This window comes from Streptomyces sp. NRRL F-5755 (assembly GCF_001279365.1).
In the GTDB taxonomy this organism is placed as follows: Bacteria; Actinomycetota; Actinomycetes; order Streptomycetales; family Streptomycetaceae; genus Streptomyces; species Streptomyces rimosus.
Map to the genome: position 1 here is coordinate 23,781 of NZ_LGCW01000310.1, position 16,788 is coordinate 40,568.

At 68.3% G+C, this 16,788-nt stretch carries 18 protein-coding genes; 6 read left to right on the plus strand and 12 right to left on the minus strand.

The window, feature by feature from the left end; translation table 11 throughout:
* Positions 1–486: 486 nt before the first annotated feature.
* The 3 genes from ADK86_RS36680 to ADK86_RS36695 all read right to left on the minus strand — a co-directional run bounded on the left by ADK86_RS36680 (position 487) and on the right by ADK86_RS36695 (position 2,743).
* A complete protein-coding gene (locus ADK86_RS36680; RefSeq protein WP_053700516.1) occupies positions 487–1,068 on the minus strand; it encodes a GNAT family N-acetyltransferase in 582 nt (193 codons plus the stop codon).
* A 689-nt stretch (positions 1,069–1,757) separates the two neighbouring features.
* The gene (locus ADK86_RS36690; protein ID WP_053700518.1) at positions 1,758–2,087 is read right to left on the minus strand and encodes a hypothetical protein; all 330 of its coding nucleotides are present in this window, start codon (positions 2,085–2,087) and stop codon (positions 1,758–1,760) included.
* Positions 2,088–2,494: 407 nt separating this feature from the next.
* Positions 2,495–2,743, minus strand: coding sequence for a ParB N-terminal domain-containing protein (locus ADK86_RS36695; RefSeq protein WP_053700519.1), 249 nt, complete (start codon positions 2,741–2,743; stop codon positions 2,495–2,497).
* A gap of 244 nt (positions 2,744–2,987) precedes the next feature.
* Here ADK86_RS36695 and ADK86_RS45075 point away from each other — a divergent pair, with 244 nt between their 5' ends.
* The gene (locus ADK86_RS45075; RefSeq protein WP_234346284.1) at positions 2,988–4,562 is read left to right on the plus strand and encodes an HNH/ENDO VII family nuclease; all 1,575 of its coding nucleotides are present in this window, start codon (positions 2,988–2,990) and stop codon (positions 4,560–4,562) included.
* A 26-nt stretch (positions 4,563–4,588) separates the two neighbouring features.
* Positions 4,589–5,155: a suppressor of fused domain protein gene (locus ADK86_RS36705; RefSeq protein ID WP_053700521.1), complete on the plus strand. Its 567-nt coding sequence runs from the start codon at positions 4,589–4,591 to the stop codon at positions 5,153–5,155.
* 54 nt (positions 5,156–5,209) lie between these two features.
* Here ADK86_RS36705 and ADK86_RS36710 read toward each other — a convergent pair whose 3' ends face one another.
* Positions 5,210–5,932 (minus strand): transferase, encoded by a 723-nt coding sequence (locus ADK86_RS36710; protein WP_053700522.1) that lies wholly within the window; start codon positions 5,930–5,932, stop codon positions 5,210–5,212.
* 85 nt (positions 5,933–6,017) lie between these two features.
* Between ADK86_RS36710 and ADK86_RS36715 the strand changes: the two genes are divergently transcribed.
* The gene (locus ADK86_RS36715; protein WP_053700523.1) at positions 6,018–6,893 is read left to right on the plus strand and encodes a glycosyltransferase family 2 protein; all 876 of its coding nucleotides are present in this window, start codon (positions 6,018–6,020) and stop codon (positions 6,891–6,893) included.
* Here ADK86_RS36715 and ADK86_RS36720 read toward each other — a convergent pair.
* Positions 6,890–7,999: an NAD-dependent epimerase/dehydratase family protein gene (locus ADK86_RS36720; protein WP_234346285.1), complete on the minus strand. Its 1,110-nt coding sequence runs from the start codon at positions 7,997–7,999 to the stop codon at positions 6,890–6,892. The two genes, ADK86_RS36715 and ADK86_RS36720, sit on opposite strands and share 4 nt — an antisense overlap.
* A gap of 50 nt (positions 8,000–8,049) precedes the next feature.
* The gene (locus tag ADK86_RS36725) at positions 8,050–8,307 is read right to left on the minus strand and encodes a hypothetical protein (RefSeq protein ID WP_053700524.1); all 258 of its coding nucleotides are present in this window, start codon (positions 8,305–8,307) and stop codon (positions 8,050–8,052) included.
* Positions 8,308–8,444: 137 nt separating this feature from the next.
* Between ADK86_RS36725 and ADK86_RS36730 the strand changes: the two genes are divergently transcribed.
* A complete protein-coding gene (locus ADK86_RS36730; RefSeq protein ID WP_234346286.1) occupies positions 8,445–9,764 on the plus strand; it encodes a tetratricopeptide repeat protein in 1,320 nt (439 codons plus the stop codon).
* 189 nt (positions 9,765–9,953) lie between these two features.
* Here ADK86_RS36730 and ADK86_RS43555 read toward each other — a convergent pair whose 3' ends face one another.
* Both ADK86_RS43555 and ADK86_RS41875 read right to left on the minus strand, forming a co-directional pair.
* Complete coding sequence (locus ADK86_RS43555) at positions 9,954–11,270, minus strand: hypothetical protein (protein WP_159394048.1); 1,317 nt, start codon at positions 11,268–11,270, stop codon at positions 9,954–9,956.
* Entirely contained in the window at positions 11,267–11,830 is a 564-nt protein-coding gene (locus tag ADK86_RS41875; RefSeq protein WP_199834542.1) for a hypothetical protein, read from the minus strand. The genes ADK86_RS43555 and ADK86_RS41875 overlap by 4 nt, the downstream gene beginning before the upstream one ends.
* 926 nt (positions 11,831–12,756) lie before the next feature.
* Between ADK86_RS41875 and ADK86_RS36740 the strand changes: the two genes are divergently transcribed.
* On the plus strand, positions 12,757–13,128 hold the full coding sequence (locus ADK86_RS36740) for a peptidase inhibitor family I36 protein (protein ID WP_234346288.1): 372 nt from the start codon (positions 12,757–12,759) through the stop codon (positions 13,126–13,128).
* Positions 13,129–13,299: 171 nt separating this feature from the next.
* Here ADK86_RS36740 and ADK86_RS36745 read toward each other — a convergent pair whose 3' ends face one another.
* The 4 genes from ADK86_RS36745 to ADK86_RS36750 form a co-directional block, all read right to left on the minus strand.
* Complete coding sequence (locus ADK86_RS36745; protein ID WP_053700527.1) at positions 13,300–13,836, minus strand: hypothetical protein; 537 nt, start codon at positions 13,834–13,836, stop codon at positions 13,300–13,302.
* A gap of 463 nt (positions 13,837–14,299) precedes the next feature.
* Entirely contained in the window at positions 14,300–14,464 is a 165-nt protein-coding gene (locus tag ADK86_RS45850) for an HU family DNA-binding protein (protein ID WP_420718905.1), read from the minus strand.
* A 32-nt stretch (positions 14,465–14,496) separates the two neighbouring features.
* A complete protein-coding gene (locus ADK86_RS45350; protein ID WP_267888833.1) occupies positions 14,497–14,619 on the minus strand; it encodes a hypothetical protein in 123 nt (40 codons plus the stop codon).
* Between the two features lie 23 nt (positions 14,620–14,642).
* Positions 14,643–15,869: a hypothetical protein gene (locus ADK86_RS36750; protein ID WP_159394049.1), complete on the minus strand. Its 1,227-nt coding sequence runs from the start codon at positions 15,867–15,869 to the stop codon at positions 14,643–14,645.
* A gap of 197 nt (positions 15,870–16,066) precedes the next feature.
* Between ADK86_RS36750 and ADK86_RS36755 the strand changes: the two genes are divergently transcribed.
* Positions 16,067–16,687: a YigZ family protein gene (locus tag ADK86_RS36755; protein ID WP_053700529.1), complete on the plus strand. Its 621-nt coding sequence runs from the start codon at positions 16,067–16,069 to the stop codon at positions 16,685–16,687.
* The last annotated feature ends 101 nt before the right edge of the window (positions 16,688–16,788 follow it).

A 16,788-nucleotide genomic window follows, 5' to 3' on the forward strand; every position in this document is an offset into this window, starting at 1 on the left:
GTCATCCGGTCTCGGCTTTGGTGTGGGCGAGCCGGTAGGACTCGGTGCCGGTCTGTTCGACTGCGAGTTACCCATGAGGCCCCCAAGGACAGCGGCTCACCTCACAGTCCCATCGCAAGCCCCTGACTGACGTCAAAACTCGGTCAGAACGTGACGCCTACGCTCACCGCGAAACTACTCCCCAACTCGCCTCCATAGCCGGGAGGGTGTTGATCTCGGAGCGCGCACATTGGCGCGATTTCTGGCTCATGCGATGACGGTGACACCTTGCGAGGAACTTGTCTGAGCCGCATTGCCCCGGAGCTTCCAAAGCACAGGTCAGGCCGCAGCGGCGATGTTCTCGCTTACAGCCGCGAGGCTTGCTTTCGGGATTGCTCGTACTCTTCCTGCTTCTCCGGCCACAGCGGACACCCCGTCTTCGGTGTCACGAAGCCGCACGTCGTGCAGTTCGCCTCAGCCACATTCTGCGGCATGCCGGAGGCATCCTCAGCCGCCCATTGCTGCCCCGACCGCTCTCTGAGCCGCGGGGAGTTCCAAGACCATGGCGTCGTAGTACGGGGCGTCCTCCCAGGGGTGCGACACACCGACCGTGCGGTACCCCCACGCCGCGTATGCGGCTTGCGCCGGAGCTGCCTCTGGTTCGGGCCGGACGGTCAGGGTGACGCGCTCGGCGTCGAGGCCGTCCAGGAGGTGGGCGTGGAGGCCGGCGGCGATGCCGCGGCGCCGCCACGGGCTTCGGACAGCCAACTCGATGATCACGTACGTGCGGTGGCCGTCCTCGCGAGTGAAGTCTTCGGGCAGTGGTTTCTGGAGGTTCTGCCACCAGCGTGTGTCGGCGGCCAGGAGGTATCCGAAGGCGAACCCCACCACCTCGTCGTCATCGCGGGCGAGCACCAACCGCATCCCCGGACGCTGGGTCTGTACCTGGTAGCGCTCGATGAAGTCCTTCACGTCCCGCGGGGTCTCGCAGTACGGCGGCTCCGCGTATACCTCTTCGTACGCGGGAAGGAAAGCATCGAGCTGCTGTGCGGCCTCTTGGCCCTCGTACCGTTGGAACGTCGGCGTCACGCTGTTCCCCTCGCGTGGACGTACTCGGTCAGGCGGTCGGCTGCGTCACGGGCACAGGTGGCGTCCACCGTGCTCAGGATGCCGGCCACCTCTTTCAGACGCCGCACTACACGGCCCGACTCGACTTCTTGGAGATGATCCAGGCTCTCGATGGCTTGTGCGGCGCCCTCATCGACCTCTCCGGACTTGGCCAGGCCGCGGCTGAGCGTGAGCCGGTACAGCGCGCGGTTGCGGCCGTAGATGCGGTCCTGGTGCGCGAGTGCGGCGCGGAGGAAGCCGACCGCGGCGTGGTAATGGCCGGTCTCCGAGTACAGCAGCCCCTGGGCATAGTCGAGTTCGGCCTGCCCGTGGAAGGCCGCCCACTCCGGTGCCGGGCGGCGCCGCAGTACGCCCGCGGGGTGTCCGCGTAGTGGTTGCAGTCGCTGAAGGAGCCCAGCGGTACGGGAGTGTCGAAGTCGTCGGCGAACACCGGCACCCAGCGCGGCGCCGCTTCGGTGGGAGGGCTTACGACGCCGAGCAGGCCGACGGCCAGCGTGGTGGTCAGTGCCAGGCGCCGTACGGCCGTCCAGGCAGGTGAAGCCATGGCACCCCCTGTCGTGATCGGGGCGCCACGGCGGCGCGGAGAGAACTGGGTGGTTGGGAGCGGCGTGGCTCCGTGCAGGGACCTGCGCCGCCCTCCGCTGAGGCGGTTACGGCTCGAACGCGACGAGCTTGAGGCCGCTCGTCTCCACGTCGACGGGAACGTTCGTGCCGTACAGGGCGCGGCTGAGGTCCCCGAATGTGCGGGTGCTGGTCGCCGGTACGGACACCACGGTGTCGGCGACGGCTTTGCCGCCGACGGTGACCGGGGTGACGAGCGTCAGGGTGCGCGCCAGGGTGGCGTGCGCGTTGCGCACACGGAGCACCGTCTTCCCGGTGTTGGCCAGCGCGTGCTGGTTGACCGGGTCGCCGTTCTGCTCGACGGGGTCGACCACACCGGCGTCGCTCAGCTTGGTGACGGGGATGCTCGTACGCGGCACGGCCGCTCTCCTCTCACGGGGGCGGACATGCGAAAGCCCGGCTCTCCGGCCGGGCTCGGGGCGCACTTCGTGCACCGTAGGCGGTGAAGCGTGCGCTGCTGGTCAGGGCGTTGTCAAATCGCCGTGTGCGCGGTGTACGGCGTCGGCGATGGCGCTGAGGGACCACAGGGCTTCGGGATGGCCCGCACGACCTGTTCTCCGATAGCACGCCGGAGCGATGCGTCGGCGCCTGGCCCACGCTCGGAAGCCTACGGGCGAGGTGCCGATACTGTAAGCGGCTTGCCGGGTGGTAGCGAGGGGGACGGCCGTCGCGATCGTAAGCCTGAGACACCATTCAAGTGTGTCTCACATGGTGAGCAGCTTGCTGACGGCCACGGCAGCATTACGGAGGGCACGTGGCGATCGGGTCACCGCGTCCTTGCCCCAGCCGAGACGCTTCGGCCGCCCTTCAGTGTGTGACCACCCGCGAGAACTTCCTTCAGCCGTCCGGTCGGCGAGCTCTTGTTGATGACGAACGGCTGGTACTGGCCGTTCGTCGACAGCGACTCGGCGAACGCATCGAGATCACCGGTGCGCGGGTTGCGGCGGTAGGCGGCAAGCTGATCGACGGGTACGGCCAGGTCCGCGAGCGAGGCCGGGATACGAGAGATGGACACGGAACTTCAGTACCACGCCCGCATCCGAGCCTAGGTGACCAGCAGCAGAGCCCATCACAGGGGCAGCTGTGAATTGGGGGGCTGGGGGACCTAGGAGGGGCAGTAAGGCGGGCGGGCTGGAACCTCAACCGCAGCAACGATCGTCTACCTTTCCACGACTACTGACTGGGGGTGCGCATTGGGCGTCACACTGCCGACGGCGCTGGACGAAGCTTTGGACCTCATAGGCGTTTCATGGCCAAATGTGGACGAAGATGACTATCGCGAAATGGCCACTTCCATGCGCGAGTTCGCTGACCAAGTGGATGACGGCGCCACGCAGGCGCATCGTGCACTGGCGGACCTGGTCGGCGGCGCGGGCGGTTCGATGGCCATGGCAGCCCTGGAAGAACACTGGGGGAAGGTAAACGGCAAGCACCTGAAGAATTTGGCGGAAGCTGGTCGTGTGTCAGCTACCGCCATGGATGGTGTGGCGACGCTCATCGAAGGAGCCAAACTCGCGGCTATAGTGCAGTTGGGCATCCTAGCCGCAGAGATCATCGCAACTGCTGCGTCAGCACCGTTCACCCTGGGCCTCTCGACTCTAGGAGGGTTGGCCGCCACTCAAGTGACCCGTATCGCCGTAAAGCGCATCTTCAAAGAAGTGTGTGAAGAGATAGCCCGCCATGTAGTCGATGTCGCGATGGGACCTGTGTACGAAGCCCTCGGTTCCATGGCGGGCGACTTGATCGTGCAACTGGGCACAAACGCGATGACGGGCAAGGAAGGCATCGACCTCGGCCGTACAGCCCGTGCCGGTAAGGACGGGCTGAAAAGCGGAGCTGCGCAGATGGAACTGCTGTCCGCTGGCAGTGGCAGTGGCAGCGGAGGAGCAAGCGGAGGGTTCAGTTTTCAGCCTGGCGACTACGACCGGGCGGTAGCGGGCCTGGAGCGGGGCGGCGCTACCCTTGGTGACGGTGGGCGGGGACGGATCGACCGGGCGCGGGCTCATCAAAGGCGCACGCGGCGAGGGGATCCCATCGCTAACGCGGCGAATGTCGCGCTCGATCGGGTGACGGACGGAATCCGGGACGCCACGGGCACTGCTGCCAAGCACCTGCGGAAGCAGATGACTGATGGCCTGCGGCAGATGAAACGTAACCACCTCGACAATGATGCCGGGCTGGCTCGCCACTTTGACGGCATCAACAAGGGCAAGAAGCCTGCTACCAGGGGCCCGCAGCCGGGCGCGACTCCGTCCGTCAACATGGAGTTGGAGAAGCTGAACAGGAGCACACGCCCAAAGCTGCGCAAAAAGACACAGTTCGCCGTATTTCGGGATGCGAAGCGGGCGAGTAACGGTGAGGATTTCATATGCCCCAACTCGGGCAAGACCATTAAGTGTGAGCGGGATGCTGCGGGTAACGCAATTAAATATAATGAGAGGGGGCGGCGCGTTACGGACGGGAGTGGCTTCACTCGTCCAGCCCCCAACCCTCCGAGCAGTTCGGGGAAACCGCAGAATTTTCACTTCGGGCATGTGTCTGACAGTGAGTACCGTCGCTTGAAGAATATAGTTGAAGACCACCCCGGTCAGTTCAAGTGGAAAGAAGTGCTAAACGAATACAATGACCCCAAGCATTATCAAGTTGAGGATCCGTCGACGAACGTCGGTCATGGATCGGAGTCCACGGCCCCCGGCTACGGGCACTACGGCAAGAATATGCTGAACGACCCGAATTTCGGAAGCCCGGGTGGAAATTCCAACTCGCCGAACGGGTCTGGTCACACCTCCAGTGGCCGAAGTGTCCGCCATCATAGAACTAACCCCTTCGGCTGAACCATCGCGAACTTGGAGAACATCGTATGAGCACGCCTGAGCCGTACGCCGGTTTCATCGATCACATCGAGGGATTTCTGGGCAAGGTTTATGACGCCGAGCCGCCCGTGATCGAGGGAAAGAACCGCGGCTTCGCCCTCTTCTTCTGCAAGACGCCCGCAGAAGACCTGGTGTCCGTAGTGACTAACGGCCTTCGCTTCCAAAAGATCACCACCATCATGCCGATGGAACTAGCCTGTACGGTTCTTCCGGAGCAGCGCGCCTACGCCCGCGCGCTCGTCGCCCTCACCGCCAACCTCGTCATCAGGATGGGAGAGGCTGTGCAACTCGACCAAGTGATTCCGGCTCCAGAGCCGTTCTGGGATGACCTCGACATGGCAGGTGTCATGATTGTGAACCACCCTTACATCGAGGACGGATTCGAATCGGTCCAGAACGCCGAAGGCCGCACCGAGATGCAGATGCTCACCGTGGTCCCGGTGACTGCCGCGGAGATCGCGTACGTCAACGAGCGTGACGCCGATGCTCTGTACGAAATCTGGGAAGAGGAAGAAACCGATCTGCTGGACGTCACACGGGCGTCTGCGGTCTGATCCTGTCGTGCCCGAGGCTCCGCCGTATCCGGGCTGTCTGCCAGTTACACGACCTCAAGCGCGTCGGGTAGCAGAGCCCCGTTGGCCGCATGCAGGTGATTGCCGGACCTGGGTGTCGGCCGTATGGGGTGCGGCGATGATGCTGTCGGCGGGGACGGCGCGGCCGGCGAGGGTGACGCCGCTGGCGATGCGGCAGCGGGGGCCGATGGCGATGATGCCGGGGCCGAGGCTGATGTTGTTGCCGGTCTGGCAGCGGTCGCCGAGGATGCCGCCGAAGCGCGGGGTGCCGTAGCGGTAGAGGCCGTCCGGCACGCGGAAGATGATCTCGCGGTCGGGGTGGCGCAGGTCGGTGTTCCACAGGCTGATGGCGGCGACGGTGAGGGTGGCGGACAGGTGGGCGTCGGCGCCGACGAGGGTGCGGTTGATGCCGATGCGGTGGCCGAGGACGGCGTGTTCGCCGAGGAAGCAGCGGGTGACCTCGCAGTTGAAGCCGACGCGGGCGCCCGCGCACAGCACGCTGGCGTCGCGGACGGTGGAGAACTCGTGCACCCGCGCGTGCGGGCCGATGATCACGTCGTCGCCGATGATCGCGGACGGGTGAATCTGCGCGGTGGGGTGGATGCGGTCGCGCAGCCCGGTCAGGGCTTGGCGGTGCAGGCCGGTCCAGTGCCGGAGGAACTCTGCCAGGTCGGCCTTCTCCAGTTGCCCGTAGGGACCATGGGCGAGGTGCCCGGTGCGCGGCGCACTGAGGTAGTCGCCGAGGATCAACTGCGGCATAAGTCCTCCGTCAGTGAGGTGGAGCGAGGCTGGGATCGGGCCGGTTAGCATCGCGGGCAACCGGCCAGCAGAACGGAGTTCATCGGTGCGTCATCCCCGTATCGGCGTCGCCGTGTTGACCATGGGCAACCGCCCGGCGGAGCTGCGGGCCCTGCTCGACTCGGTCGCCAAACAGGACACTGCCGCGCAGCGGGTGGTGGTCGTCGCCAACGGTGCGCCGCTGCCGGAGCTGCCGGAGTGGGTGACCGGCGTGGAGCTGGACGAGAACCTGGGCGTCTCCGGCGGGCGCAACGTCGCGCTGCGCACGCTGCGCGAGTTCGGCGATGTGGATGTGCTGGTCGACCTGGACGACGACGGGCTGCTGATCGCTGCGGACGTGTTCGCCCGTATCGCCGAGCTGCACGCCGCCGATGAGCGGCTGGGCATCGTCAGTTTCCGGATCGCGGACGAGACCGGCTTCACCCAGCGCCGTCATGTGCCGCGGCTGCGGGCGGGGGATCCGCTGCGCGGCGGGGAGGTCACCACCTTCCTCGGGGGCGGGCACAGCCTGTCGATGCGGATGCTGGACGAGGTCGGGGGCTGGCCGGAGGCGTTCTTTTTCGCCCATGAGGAGACGGATCTGGCGTGGCGGGCGCTGGATGCCGGCTGGCGCATCGTCTACGCGCCGCAGTTGGTGCTTCAGCATCCGCGGACCTCGCCGACCCGGCACGCGGTCTTTTACCGGATGGTGGCCCGCAACCGGGTCTGGCTGGCCAAACGCCACCTGCCTGCCCTCCTCGTTCCCGTCTACCTGGGGGTGTGGACGGGGCTGACGCTGGCGCGGACCCGGTCGCTGGGCGGGCTGCGGGCGTGGTTCGGCGGGTTCGCCGAAGGCGTGCGCACCCCGTGCGGCCCTCGGAAGCCGATGCGGTGGCGGACCGTGTGGCGTATGACCTGTCTCGGTCGTCCGCCGGTCATCTAGGCGCCCACCGGGTGGTCGTCCGGGCTCTGCCACTGCTCGGGCACGGCCTGCGGGTGCTGGTCCAGCCACCGCGTGTACCGCCGTACGCCGTCGGCGAGCGGTACGGACGGCCGCCATTCCAGGACGTTGGTCATCCGGTGGGTGCTGGCATAGCCGCTGAGCGGGTCGCCGGGCGGCATGGGCGTTTCCAGGAAGGTGGTGGCCGGATAGTGCCCGCGCACCAGCTCAGCCACCTTCCGCACACTGGTGGGAATGCCGGTGCCGACGTTGACCGTCTCCTGGTGCGCGCGTGGAGCGACCAGCGCTCGGACGGTGGCCGCGGCCGCGTCGTCGACGTGGACCAGGTCGCGGATCTGGTGGCCGCCGCCGTTGAGGTGCAGCGGCAGGCCGCGGGCGGCCCGGGCGGTGAAGTGGGCCACCACCCAGGAGTGGCTGCCGGGCTTCACCACCTGCGGCTCACCGCAGATGCTGAAGTACCGCACCACACACCAGGACACCCCGGCCGGGCGCAGCACGAGGTCGGTCTGGGTCTCGGCCCATGCCTTGGTGTTGGCGTACACCGACAGCGGGCGCGGCGGCGCCTGCTCGTGGAAGCGGGGCGGGGTGCGGCCGTAGACGGCTTCGAGCAGTTCGCGCACGGTGTGCAGCTCGGGGCAGGGGGAGGACCAGTCGTCGGGGTTGCCGTTGCCGTAGACGCTGGCCGAGGACGTCAGCACGAAGCGCCGGATACGATCGCTGGCGGCCACCGCGTCGAGCAGGACCTGGGTGCCGGTGATGTTGGTGCGCAGCGCCACCATCGGCTCGCGGGTGCAGGCGGCGATGTCGGCCAGGGCGGCGTGGATGACGTAGTCCGAGCGGCGCACCAGATGCCGCACCAGCTCGGTGTCCTGCACGTCCCCGGTGATCACGTCGGGGCTGTCCGGGTTGATGCCGAACAGGTCGCGGTAGACGGGGCGGGGGTAGGCGTCGAGGGTGCACAGCGACAGCGGGCGGGCGCCCAGGGCGTGCAGCAGGCCGGTGATGCGGCTGCCGATCAGCCCGGCCCCGCCGGTCACCAGCACGGTACGGCCGGCGAGCAGCCCGGACAGGTCGTAGCTGGGATGCACGAGTCCTCCTTGCGAGGGAGCGGAGCATGATCGAGGGAGGGCAGGCGCGGTCACTCGGGCATCGCCCGCTGGGCTTTGGTGCGTTGCGCGATGGCCTGCTCGATCTGGATGGCGAGCAGCTCCGCCCGGCCCGGTCCCAGGCGCAGTACGGTCTCCTCGGTGGTGCCGTCGGTGAAGTGCACGGTGACCGGGAGCCTGATCTGCCCGGCGTCCGCGTCGTAGGCCAGGTCGCGGTCGGCAGGAGCAACGTGGCTGACCGCAGCCCGCTGCCCGGCCGGCTCCGACGGGCGTTTCACTGTCGAGTCCATGCTCGGTCGCTCCCGTGTCCGTGTGCCGACAACTCCACTGTTTGTGCGTGCAGTTCAGTGAAGGGGCGGGTAGACCGCCGGGGGAGAGGCCCGGGCGTAGTCCCGTGTAGGCCCGCGTAGTCCAGGAAGGGGCCGGGATGCCGAAGAACCCCGCGGTGGCGCAGCTCATCCGGCACGCCTGCGCCGAGCGCGGGTGGGGCCCGACCGACCTCGCCCGCGCGGTGGGCAGGGCCGAATCCGGCGACCCGGCCCGGCTCCAGCGCCAGTACGCGCTGCGCTGGCTCAAGGGCGACCGCACGCCCGAATACTGGTGGCCCTACATCGCCCAGGTGTTGAATCTGGATGTCCGCGTGATCGACCCGCCGCGCGCGCAGCCCCCAGCGGATGCCGGCCCCGATACCGTGGCCTCAGCCCTGGAGTTGGGAAGGAGCGACGTGGACCGCCGGAACTTCGTCACCGCGTCCAGCGGATACGCCCTCGCCGCCCTCGGCCTGCCCGATCCGGACAGCATCACCCGCCGCACCAAGAACCCGCCCGCCGGCGCGGTGCGCGTCGGCAAGGGCGAGGTCGCCGCCGTCCAGCGCATGGTCATCTCGCTCGGCGACTCCGCCGCCGAACTCGGCGGCGGCCACGCCCGCCACCTCGCCGTGCGCTACCTCACCGACGACGTCGCCCCCTGGCTCAACGGCACGTTCACCCAAGCCACCGGCCGCGCCCTGTTCGCCGCCGCATCCCAGCTCATGCACCTGGCCGGATGGATGGCCCAGGACGAAGGCGACACCCCCGAACTGCGGGGCCTGGCCCAGGGCTACTACGCGCACGCCTTCCGCCTCGCCGCCGAAGCCGACGACCCCGAACTGTCGGCCACCGCCCCGCGCGGCCTGGCCGTCCAGTGCGTCGACCTCGGCTTCAGAGCCGAAGCCGTCCAGCTCGGCGAAGCCTGCGTCGACCACGGCAAACACCTCGACAACGCCCGCGCCATCGCCTACTACGAGGCAACCCTCGCCACCGCCGCGGCCCAGGACAACGACCGACACCTGGCCACCAGACACCTCGCCGCCTCCGAAACAGCCATCGGCCGCCCGGCCGCCACCCCCGGCGACTCCTGGGCGGCCCACTACTCACCCGGCCGCTGGGCCCACGAATCCGGCATGATCCTCTCCCGCCTCGGCGACCTGCCCGCCGCCGAAGAACACCTCCACCTCGCCCTCGACATCCACGGCCTCGACCGCCGCCGCACCCGCGCCATCGTCCACGCCGACCTCGCCGGCGTACGACTACGCCGCGGCAACCTCGACGGAGCCCTTGCCTCCTGGAACACCTTTCTCGACTGCGCCGACGGCATCCGCTCGGTCAAGGTCCAGGCCGCGCTGCGGGACATGCGCGTACGACTGCGCCGCTTCGAGGGAATGAGCGAAGCACAGCAGCTACGGCAGAAGGCAGCCCACCTCCATTAGCTGAAACCGTCTGGGCCTCGGCGGAATGTGACGCCAACGGACCGCCGCTGCTGCGGGGCCCCAGAATCAGAAGCGTTCTGTTTAGTCGATGGCCAGCCGTGCCCGGGCGAACACAACAGCTACCTGCGTAGTGCCTGGGAAGCAGGCCCTGCATGCAAGTCCGGGTCGCATTCCTGGCTGTTGCTAACCTTATTCTTCGTCGGCATCCCCGTAGTCGATCTGTGTGAGACGCGGTTGGGAAGTCGCGGGAGGCCCGTCGGCTTGGTTGGTGGAGTCGGGCTGTGAATGGTCCCGGGATCGAACGTAACTGACACTGCCGCGGCGCGGTACGCAGCGGCTCGGGTCGCGAATGTCGGTATCCGCTGGGTCGGCCAGGGCGCGACGCAGGAACGGGAGGATGCCGTGCTCCATGAGCGCCTTCTGCCAGGCGTCCCGGGCAAGAGCTACTTCCACCGCTCGTTGCCGTGTCTCACTGGCCTGCAAGTAGTTCAAGTCTTCGGCGAAGCTTGGGCCACGTCGCAACAGCGATCCGTTGTGCCGGGCCGTGCGAAGCAGTCTCGCCATGGCGGCGATCACCCCCACGGTGGTGAATGCCGCGAAGGCCCAGCCCGTGCTGATTGCTGCCCGGGCGACGGACGGGGCGACGTCGACCGCGCGCAGCACGACCCCGATGAGGAGGAAGAACAAGGTGAGGATGCCCGCCAGCAGCGGAGTTCGTCTTGCAGTCGTTGCAATCGACCCGGTCTTTGATGATGAGGCAGGTGTTTGGCGCGGCGTGAGCCTCATGGAAGGCCGCTTCAGCTGGCGTTCTTCCTCAGGCGGCGAGGTCGGGGCTTGGAGAGATGTGTCATACCTTGCTTCATGGACTCGCTCGTCCGAAACCCGTACCGCGTGGTGGTATTCGTGCGAGTCGTCTGCTGGAGTGCCTCTTCCCACTTGCCCTTGCCTATCGTCAGCGCCCCACGCGGGTGCCGGATTGTGCAGCTCGTGGCGGAGTCGTACGTAGTGTTGATATTCGGCCGTCGCACACGCGGCGATGGCGGTGCTAGCGCTGAGCGCCATAGTGCGCAACTGCTCCGTGTTGAGCCGCGCCTCCGCAGCGGACACCGTTCCCAGGCGGGGGCGCGTGATGCGCAACGCCTCGTCGAGGAGCTGCGAAAAATCTGCGCGGTCCTCGCTCAGCAGGTGCGAAGGCTTGGCTGCCGGCCGGATCCGTGGTGCGGCGGGCGGGCTCGGCGGGGCTTCGGGCGCCTGATGGGTATGCTGGCCCGTCTCCGGTCCGGTCTCCGACAGCTGGACGGTGGGTGAGGGGGCCGAGGTCCGGGCAGGCTCGGCGATGACAGTAGGTCGGGGGCGTCGTAGCGGGATGCCGAGAACCGCCGACGTGATGCGCCGTCCGAGCGCCATATCTTTCGGACGGACCCAGCGGGAATCCGAGACGGCGCTGTGGCTGACCCCGAGTACTGCGGCTGTGATGCGGCGTCGCTCGAAAGCTCGGGTTTTCATGCGAGCTCCTCCTGACCGCTGACGGAGTCCGGTGGCGCGATGCGCGCTCTCCTGGGCTGAGCGCCGGAGGGAGGCGCGGACTGGCCGTCGACTCGCCGCGGCTCCCCGCGCCTGGGTAGGTTCTCCGGCTCCGTGATCTCGCCGTCCGTGCGGTTGGCGTCCGCCCTCACCGCGCCGGATCGCGCTTCACTGGCTTGAGGGGAAGCGTGTGCCGCAGGCGGCATAGGCGGGGTGTCGGCCGGGCCGGCTTCGGCGTTTGTGACGGCTCCGCTGGTTGGCTGCGGCGCTCCGGCGACCGCTTCGCTGACGAACCGCAGCTGGGCCATTTGGGTCAATAGCACGGGTGCCGACGCGCCTACGGCAAAGGTCGCGTACACGCCGTCGATCTGCCCGGTCATACCGAACAGCGCTGCGGCGCCGCCTCCCATCACTGCGTGAACAACGAGTGCGATCGGATCGGCAACTGGATCGAAATAATCGCTGAACCGGAGTGTCCCGGTCCCTGTTTCAGCATCACCAGAGTGTTGACGTTGAAGGCGTCGGGCGTCCTGCCACGCCATGAGGCAGTTGTACGCATCGATGAGCCCACGCAGAGTGCCCCCTGCGGCTCCCACCAAAATCAGTATCCCGGTGCCCACAGCTCCTCCATCACACGCGGAGTCACGCCTCGCATGGAGCCTCGGGGCAAGCGTAGGGTCGGGCAGTTGCACAGCGGAAGGCCGGAGCTTCGCAGTGGACGCCGTGCCCGCTACGTGAGACTGATGGCGGCGTTGATGGTTGTGGGGCCAGGCGTGTTCGCTCTCACGCCGGCAGCGGATGCGATCTCTTCTGCCAGCTCCGTCGGCACCGGCACCCGCGACGTCACCGCATCCGTGTGGGCCGGCAACGTCAAGCTTTTCTGGAGGCAGAACCGGGCGCGAGCATCACAGATAGGAGCGCGCCATCTGGGGCGCTGCCCCAGTTCCCTACTCGAACCGCCTGACCGCTGCGGCGAGCCAACCGCTGGCCCGCGCCGTCCTTGCCATGATCTCGTCGGGCGGAGAAGACGATGACGCCCCCAGCCCTCAGCCACGGAGGGGCGCCGGAGGATTACCTGCCGCCGCTCATGGCTTCGGCGCGAGCGGCGCATGTCCAAGGGCGCCAGTCACCCGCCTCGCTCGCTGGCCACCACCCGGTCCCGGTCTGTCAGGAGCCTTGACGCGGCCGTGCTAGCTGCCAGCGGCACTGTGACAACCAGCCAGTGCCGGGACGGACGTTGGTGTTGGTCGCCGCGCCATGAGAAATCGACTCAAAAGGCACTCTCCTCTTGAGTGGCCACCGCATACATTCCCACATGCTTGGTACGGCACAGTTGGGTATCCACAACGAGAAATACGAGGGAGGTGACCACCGTCAGTCGCCCGCGGGTGCCGTTACCGGTGATGCGCCCCGTCATTAAGACCCCTGTCTGCACCGCTTTCTCGGCCATTCAAAAGAAGGAGGAATTGTGAGGCGAAAGAGCAATATGGCCGCGTTGGCTGGAACCGCCGCTTTGGCCAGCTTGTTCACCTCCGCGTCTGCCGCGTCAGCCGAGCCGGACCCTCCCGGCTGTTTCAAGGGGTATTTCTGCATGTACTCCGGGGAGAACCTGACGGGAGTGATGCTCAGCAGGACCCGTGCCAACTGGGACGGCAGCATCGGTGGCGTTCGGTCGGTCTTCAACAACGGGTACCGCCTTCCCGGCGCCGACCACGTGCAGTTCGACTATGACGCCGCCGGAACAATGTGCATCCACTACAATCCAGGCCCCGGCCAGTACAAGGTTAATTTCGCGTACCCTGTAAGGGCCGAAAAAGTGATCTGGAGAGGAGAGTGCTGACGTAGCTGGCCCACATCCGGACGGCCGCCATCTGCGGTGCTGTGTGCCTTGGCCTTGGCGACAATTGCTGGCCGGAAGGCGGCGAGTTTACCAGTACGAGACGCGATGGAACTGGTCGGGTACTTGGTCAGCACGCGGACCAAGGCGGTTCTGGCATCGCCACGTTGGTCGTCAGCAGATACACTCGCTCGCCCTCGTACCGGGCCGGCCGGTGTACTCGTCCACGCAGGCGTCGTTGACGCACCAGGCGCGCGGCCGGTCCTCGTCGGCGCGGCCGTAATTGGTGCGCTCCCCGCACACAAGGCAACGCACGTAGGCGAAATACACCGACGGGCTGCGCAGGCCCAGCACCGTCTGGGCGGTCGAGTACCACAGGCCGACGAGGTGGGCGGTCTCGCTCGCCCGGTCGCTCGCCTCGGCGTTGGGCGGGAGGGCGCGCAGTGCCTTTTCCCAAGGCTGGGCGTGCGGCGAGCCGCGCAGGTCCATGCCGAGTGCGATCGCCTCCGTCTTGATGCGCTGGGACCGGTGGACGGCCTCCAGCGGGGTCGGCGGCCGGGAGCCGGGCGGTGCGTGCCCGCCACTCTGGCGGGGCTGGCTTGTGCGCAACGCGGGGTCGTCAAGGCGCCGCAGCAGTCCCGGGCCAGCGCGGCCGTCGTCCTCGGCGTACCGGTCGAGCAGACCGCGGATTAGTTCGTCGAGTGTTGCCATGGGGCGCGATGCAGCGTCCGGGCACAACTTCACGGTGCACCGCGAGTCAGGAGGCGTTCCGCGGTGTTCCACACCTCGCAGGGCCAGGCGACGAGTGTCCCGTGGGGGGAGCACGCCGCGCACAGGGCACTCGGCGTCTCCGGAGCGGCGTGCGGCTGCGGCCGGTGGGCGTCGCGGAGGCCGGGGAGCCGCCCCTCCCATAGGTTGTACGGCTCCCAGGGGGAGCGCAGCGCGGCGCGGATGAGGGCCAGAATGGCGGTGTTGATCGTTTCGTGGGCGGTGTCCAGGTCGAACGCGGCGGGCGGGTTGTCGTCAGGTACGGGCGGCCTCCTCGGACGAGTCGGCGGGAAGGCGCGGCCGTCCGGCCGGACGGCCGCGGGGCGGTGGGGCGCTGGGGCACCGGATGCTCGCGGTCCGGGACGTGACGCGTTTGCTGATGGAGGCCGTCCGGGTCCGGCGGCCGTCACGTACCAGGGCGGCGAAACGGGGGGGCGACGCGGAAGTCGACGACGTTCCGGGCGGGGACCGTGACCCGGCCGCCCGTCTGCGGGTTGCGGGCGCTCCGCCGTTCGCGCCGCACCCGGCGGAAGGCGCCGAAGTTCGTGACCATCACCGAGTCGCCGCGCACGACGGCCCGGGTGATGACGTTGAGAACGCCGGTCAGGACGCGCTCTCGCGGACGCTGCGGGCCTTCCGCTTCGGATCGACGCTGTTACGGCCGTAGAGGAACGCGTAAAAGGGGCCGCTGTACACCAGATGGAGGTACTCGGGTGCGACGGACATGGGAACTTCCGCTTCCCGGTCGGTCACGCCAAGGAGAGCGCAGAGTACCCGGCGTTGAGTGCTAGCGGCGGTTCTCGTTGGTCGACATCCCCACGATTGCTCACCTGCCGCCGGTTTCCTTGAGGATCCTGCGGTAGGCGGCCATCCGCACCCGACAACGTGTGCGAGGGGTAGAAGATTCCCTTCGGGGGCGGTGTGCCGGTGGTTTGGGTGGTGCAGGCGGGGGCCGTCAGGCTGCCCAGGATGAGGCCCGCGGTGAAGAGGGCTGCTGCCAGGGCGGTGCGTGCGGCCCGGGGGGAGCGGAGACTCAATGTGCTGGTCAGGTGGAGGGCGTGGAGGGAATGGAGGGCTGCGGAGGCGGGTCTCTTTCGGGAGGTTGGTGGTGGGGGTGTGGAGTAGGCGGTCGAGCGGGTCAGTTGTTGTTGCAGGAAGGGCGGGTCCAGGGGCGGTACGGTCACTGACGCCTTGGTTTTGCGGTAGGTGTCGCCGGGCCACCAGCCCAGCAGCCGGGCGGGCAGTCGTTCGCGCAGGCGGGTGTCGAGGTCGGCGACGTCCTCGTACACCGCCCGGCACTTCGGGCAGCGGCGGAAGTGCGCCGCGCCGCTCTCGTCCAGCGGCGCCGCCGCGCTCAGCCCCAGCCGGGCCACCGCTTCGCGGCACTCCTGGCGGTCCAGCCGTTCCAGGTACAGGTCGGTACGGGCCTGGCGCAGCATGGACCGGGCCTGGTCGCAGCTGCCCGGCAGCAGCCGCCGGGGCACGCCGCTGATCAGTGCCGTCGCCTCCGGGCCGTCCTGCTCCACGACCAGGTGCCACAGCAGGCACCGCGCGGCGGAGGGCAGTCGCAGGAACGCGTCGGCCAACTGGTCGTCCTCGCCGATGGGCCAGGCCGCGCCCGCCGCCGTCCAGGCGCGGAAGCCGGGCGAGAGGGCCTCGGCGGCCCGGTACGAGCGGGCGATCGCCCCGGCCCGTACGTGGTCCAGCAGTTCCCGCCGCGGGGAGTCGTCGTCGCGCGGTACGACGGACACGGTGGGCGACACGAGCTGCTGGAGCAGCTGGTCGAAGGCGTAGCCGGTCAGTTCCTGCGCGTCCAGGGGAGCGGGCATGCAGGCGGCGGCATAGGCGTACACGGCCGCGTAGTGCCGGTGGTACAGCTCCCGGAAGTGCCCCACCCGGCCTCCGCGTACCGCGCGTATCAGAGCGGCGTCGGGCAGGTCGTGGCGCGGTGACCGCGGGCCAAGGAGGTCGGGCACGGAGAACACCCCTCGCTTCCGGTGACGGGCCGCCCGGGGCCGCCGGGGACGCACGCCGCTCGTACGGGCGCGGCCGGCCGCCGGGCACAGGGGCACGATGGTGCCCCGTCCATACCGGCGGACCGCGGAATCTGTCCGGAGAGGACAAGAAAAGACGCCGTTCACCGGCCGCTCCCCGCGCCGCATAGGGTGGCCGGATGCAGGAGCAGTACCGGACTCTCGCGCGCGAGGGTGTTCACGAGATCGAGATCAGCAAGTCCCGCTTCATCTGCTCGCTCGCCCCGGTGGCGACCGAGAGCGAGGCCCAGGACTTCATCGCGCGCGTCCGCAGGGAGCATCCCACCGCGCGGCACAACTGCTTCGCGTACGTCCTCGGGGCCGACGGCGGGGTGCAGAAGGCCAGCGATGACGGTGAGCCGGGCGGTACCGCGGGGGTGCCGATGCTGCAGATGCTGGTCCGCCGTGAGGTCCGGTACGTCGTCGCGGTCGTCACCCGCTACTTCGGCGGCATCAAGCTGGGCGCCGGCGGTCTGATCCGCGCGTACGGGGGTGTGGTCGGCGAGGCCCTGGACGCGCTGGGCACGGTGACCCGGCAGCGCTTCCGGCTGGTCACCGTCACGGTCGACCACCAGCGCGCGGGCCGGGTGGAGAACGATCTGCGGACCACGGGGCGCGCGGTGCGCGAGGTGACGTACGGGGCCGACGTACGGATCGAGGTGGGGCTGCCGGAAGCCGACCTGGACGCGTTCCGCGCCTGGCTGGCGGATACGACGGCGGGCACGGCGGGGCTGGAGGTGGGTGGGGAGGCGTACGGGTAGGCGTACGTGCAGGTAGGTGTACGGATTGGCGTACGGACTGGCGTACGGGTGGGCGTCCCTGGGCTTCGCCCCCGCCCCGTCCCCGGTCCTCAGCCTTGGCC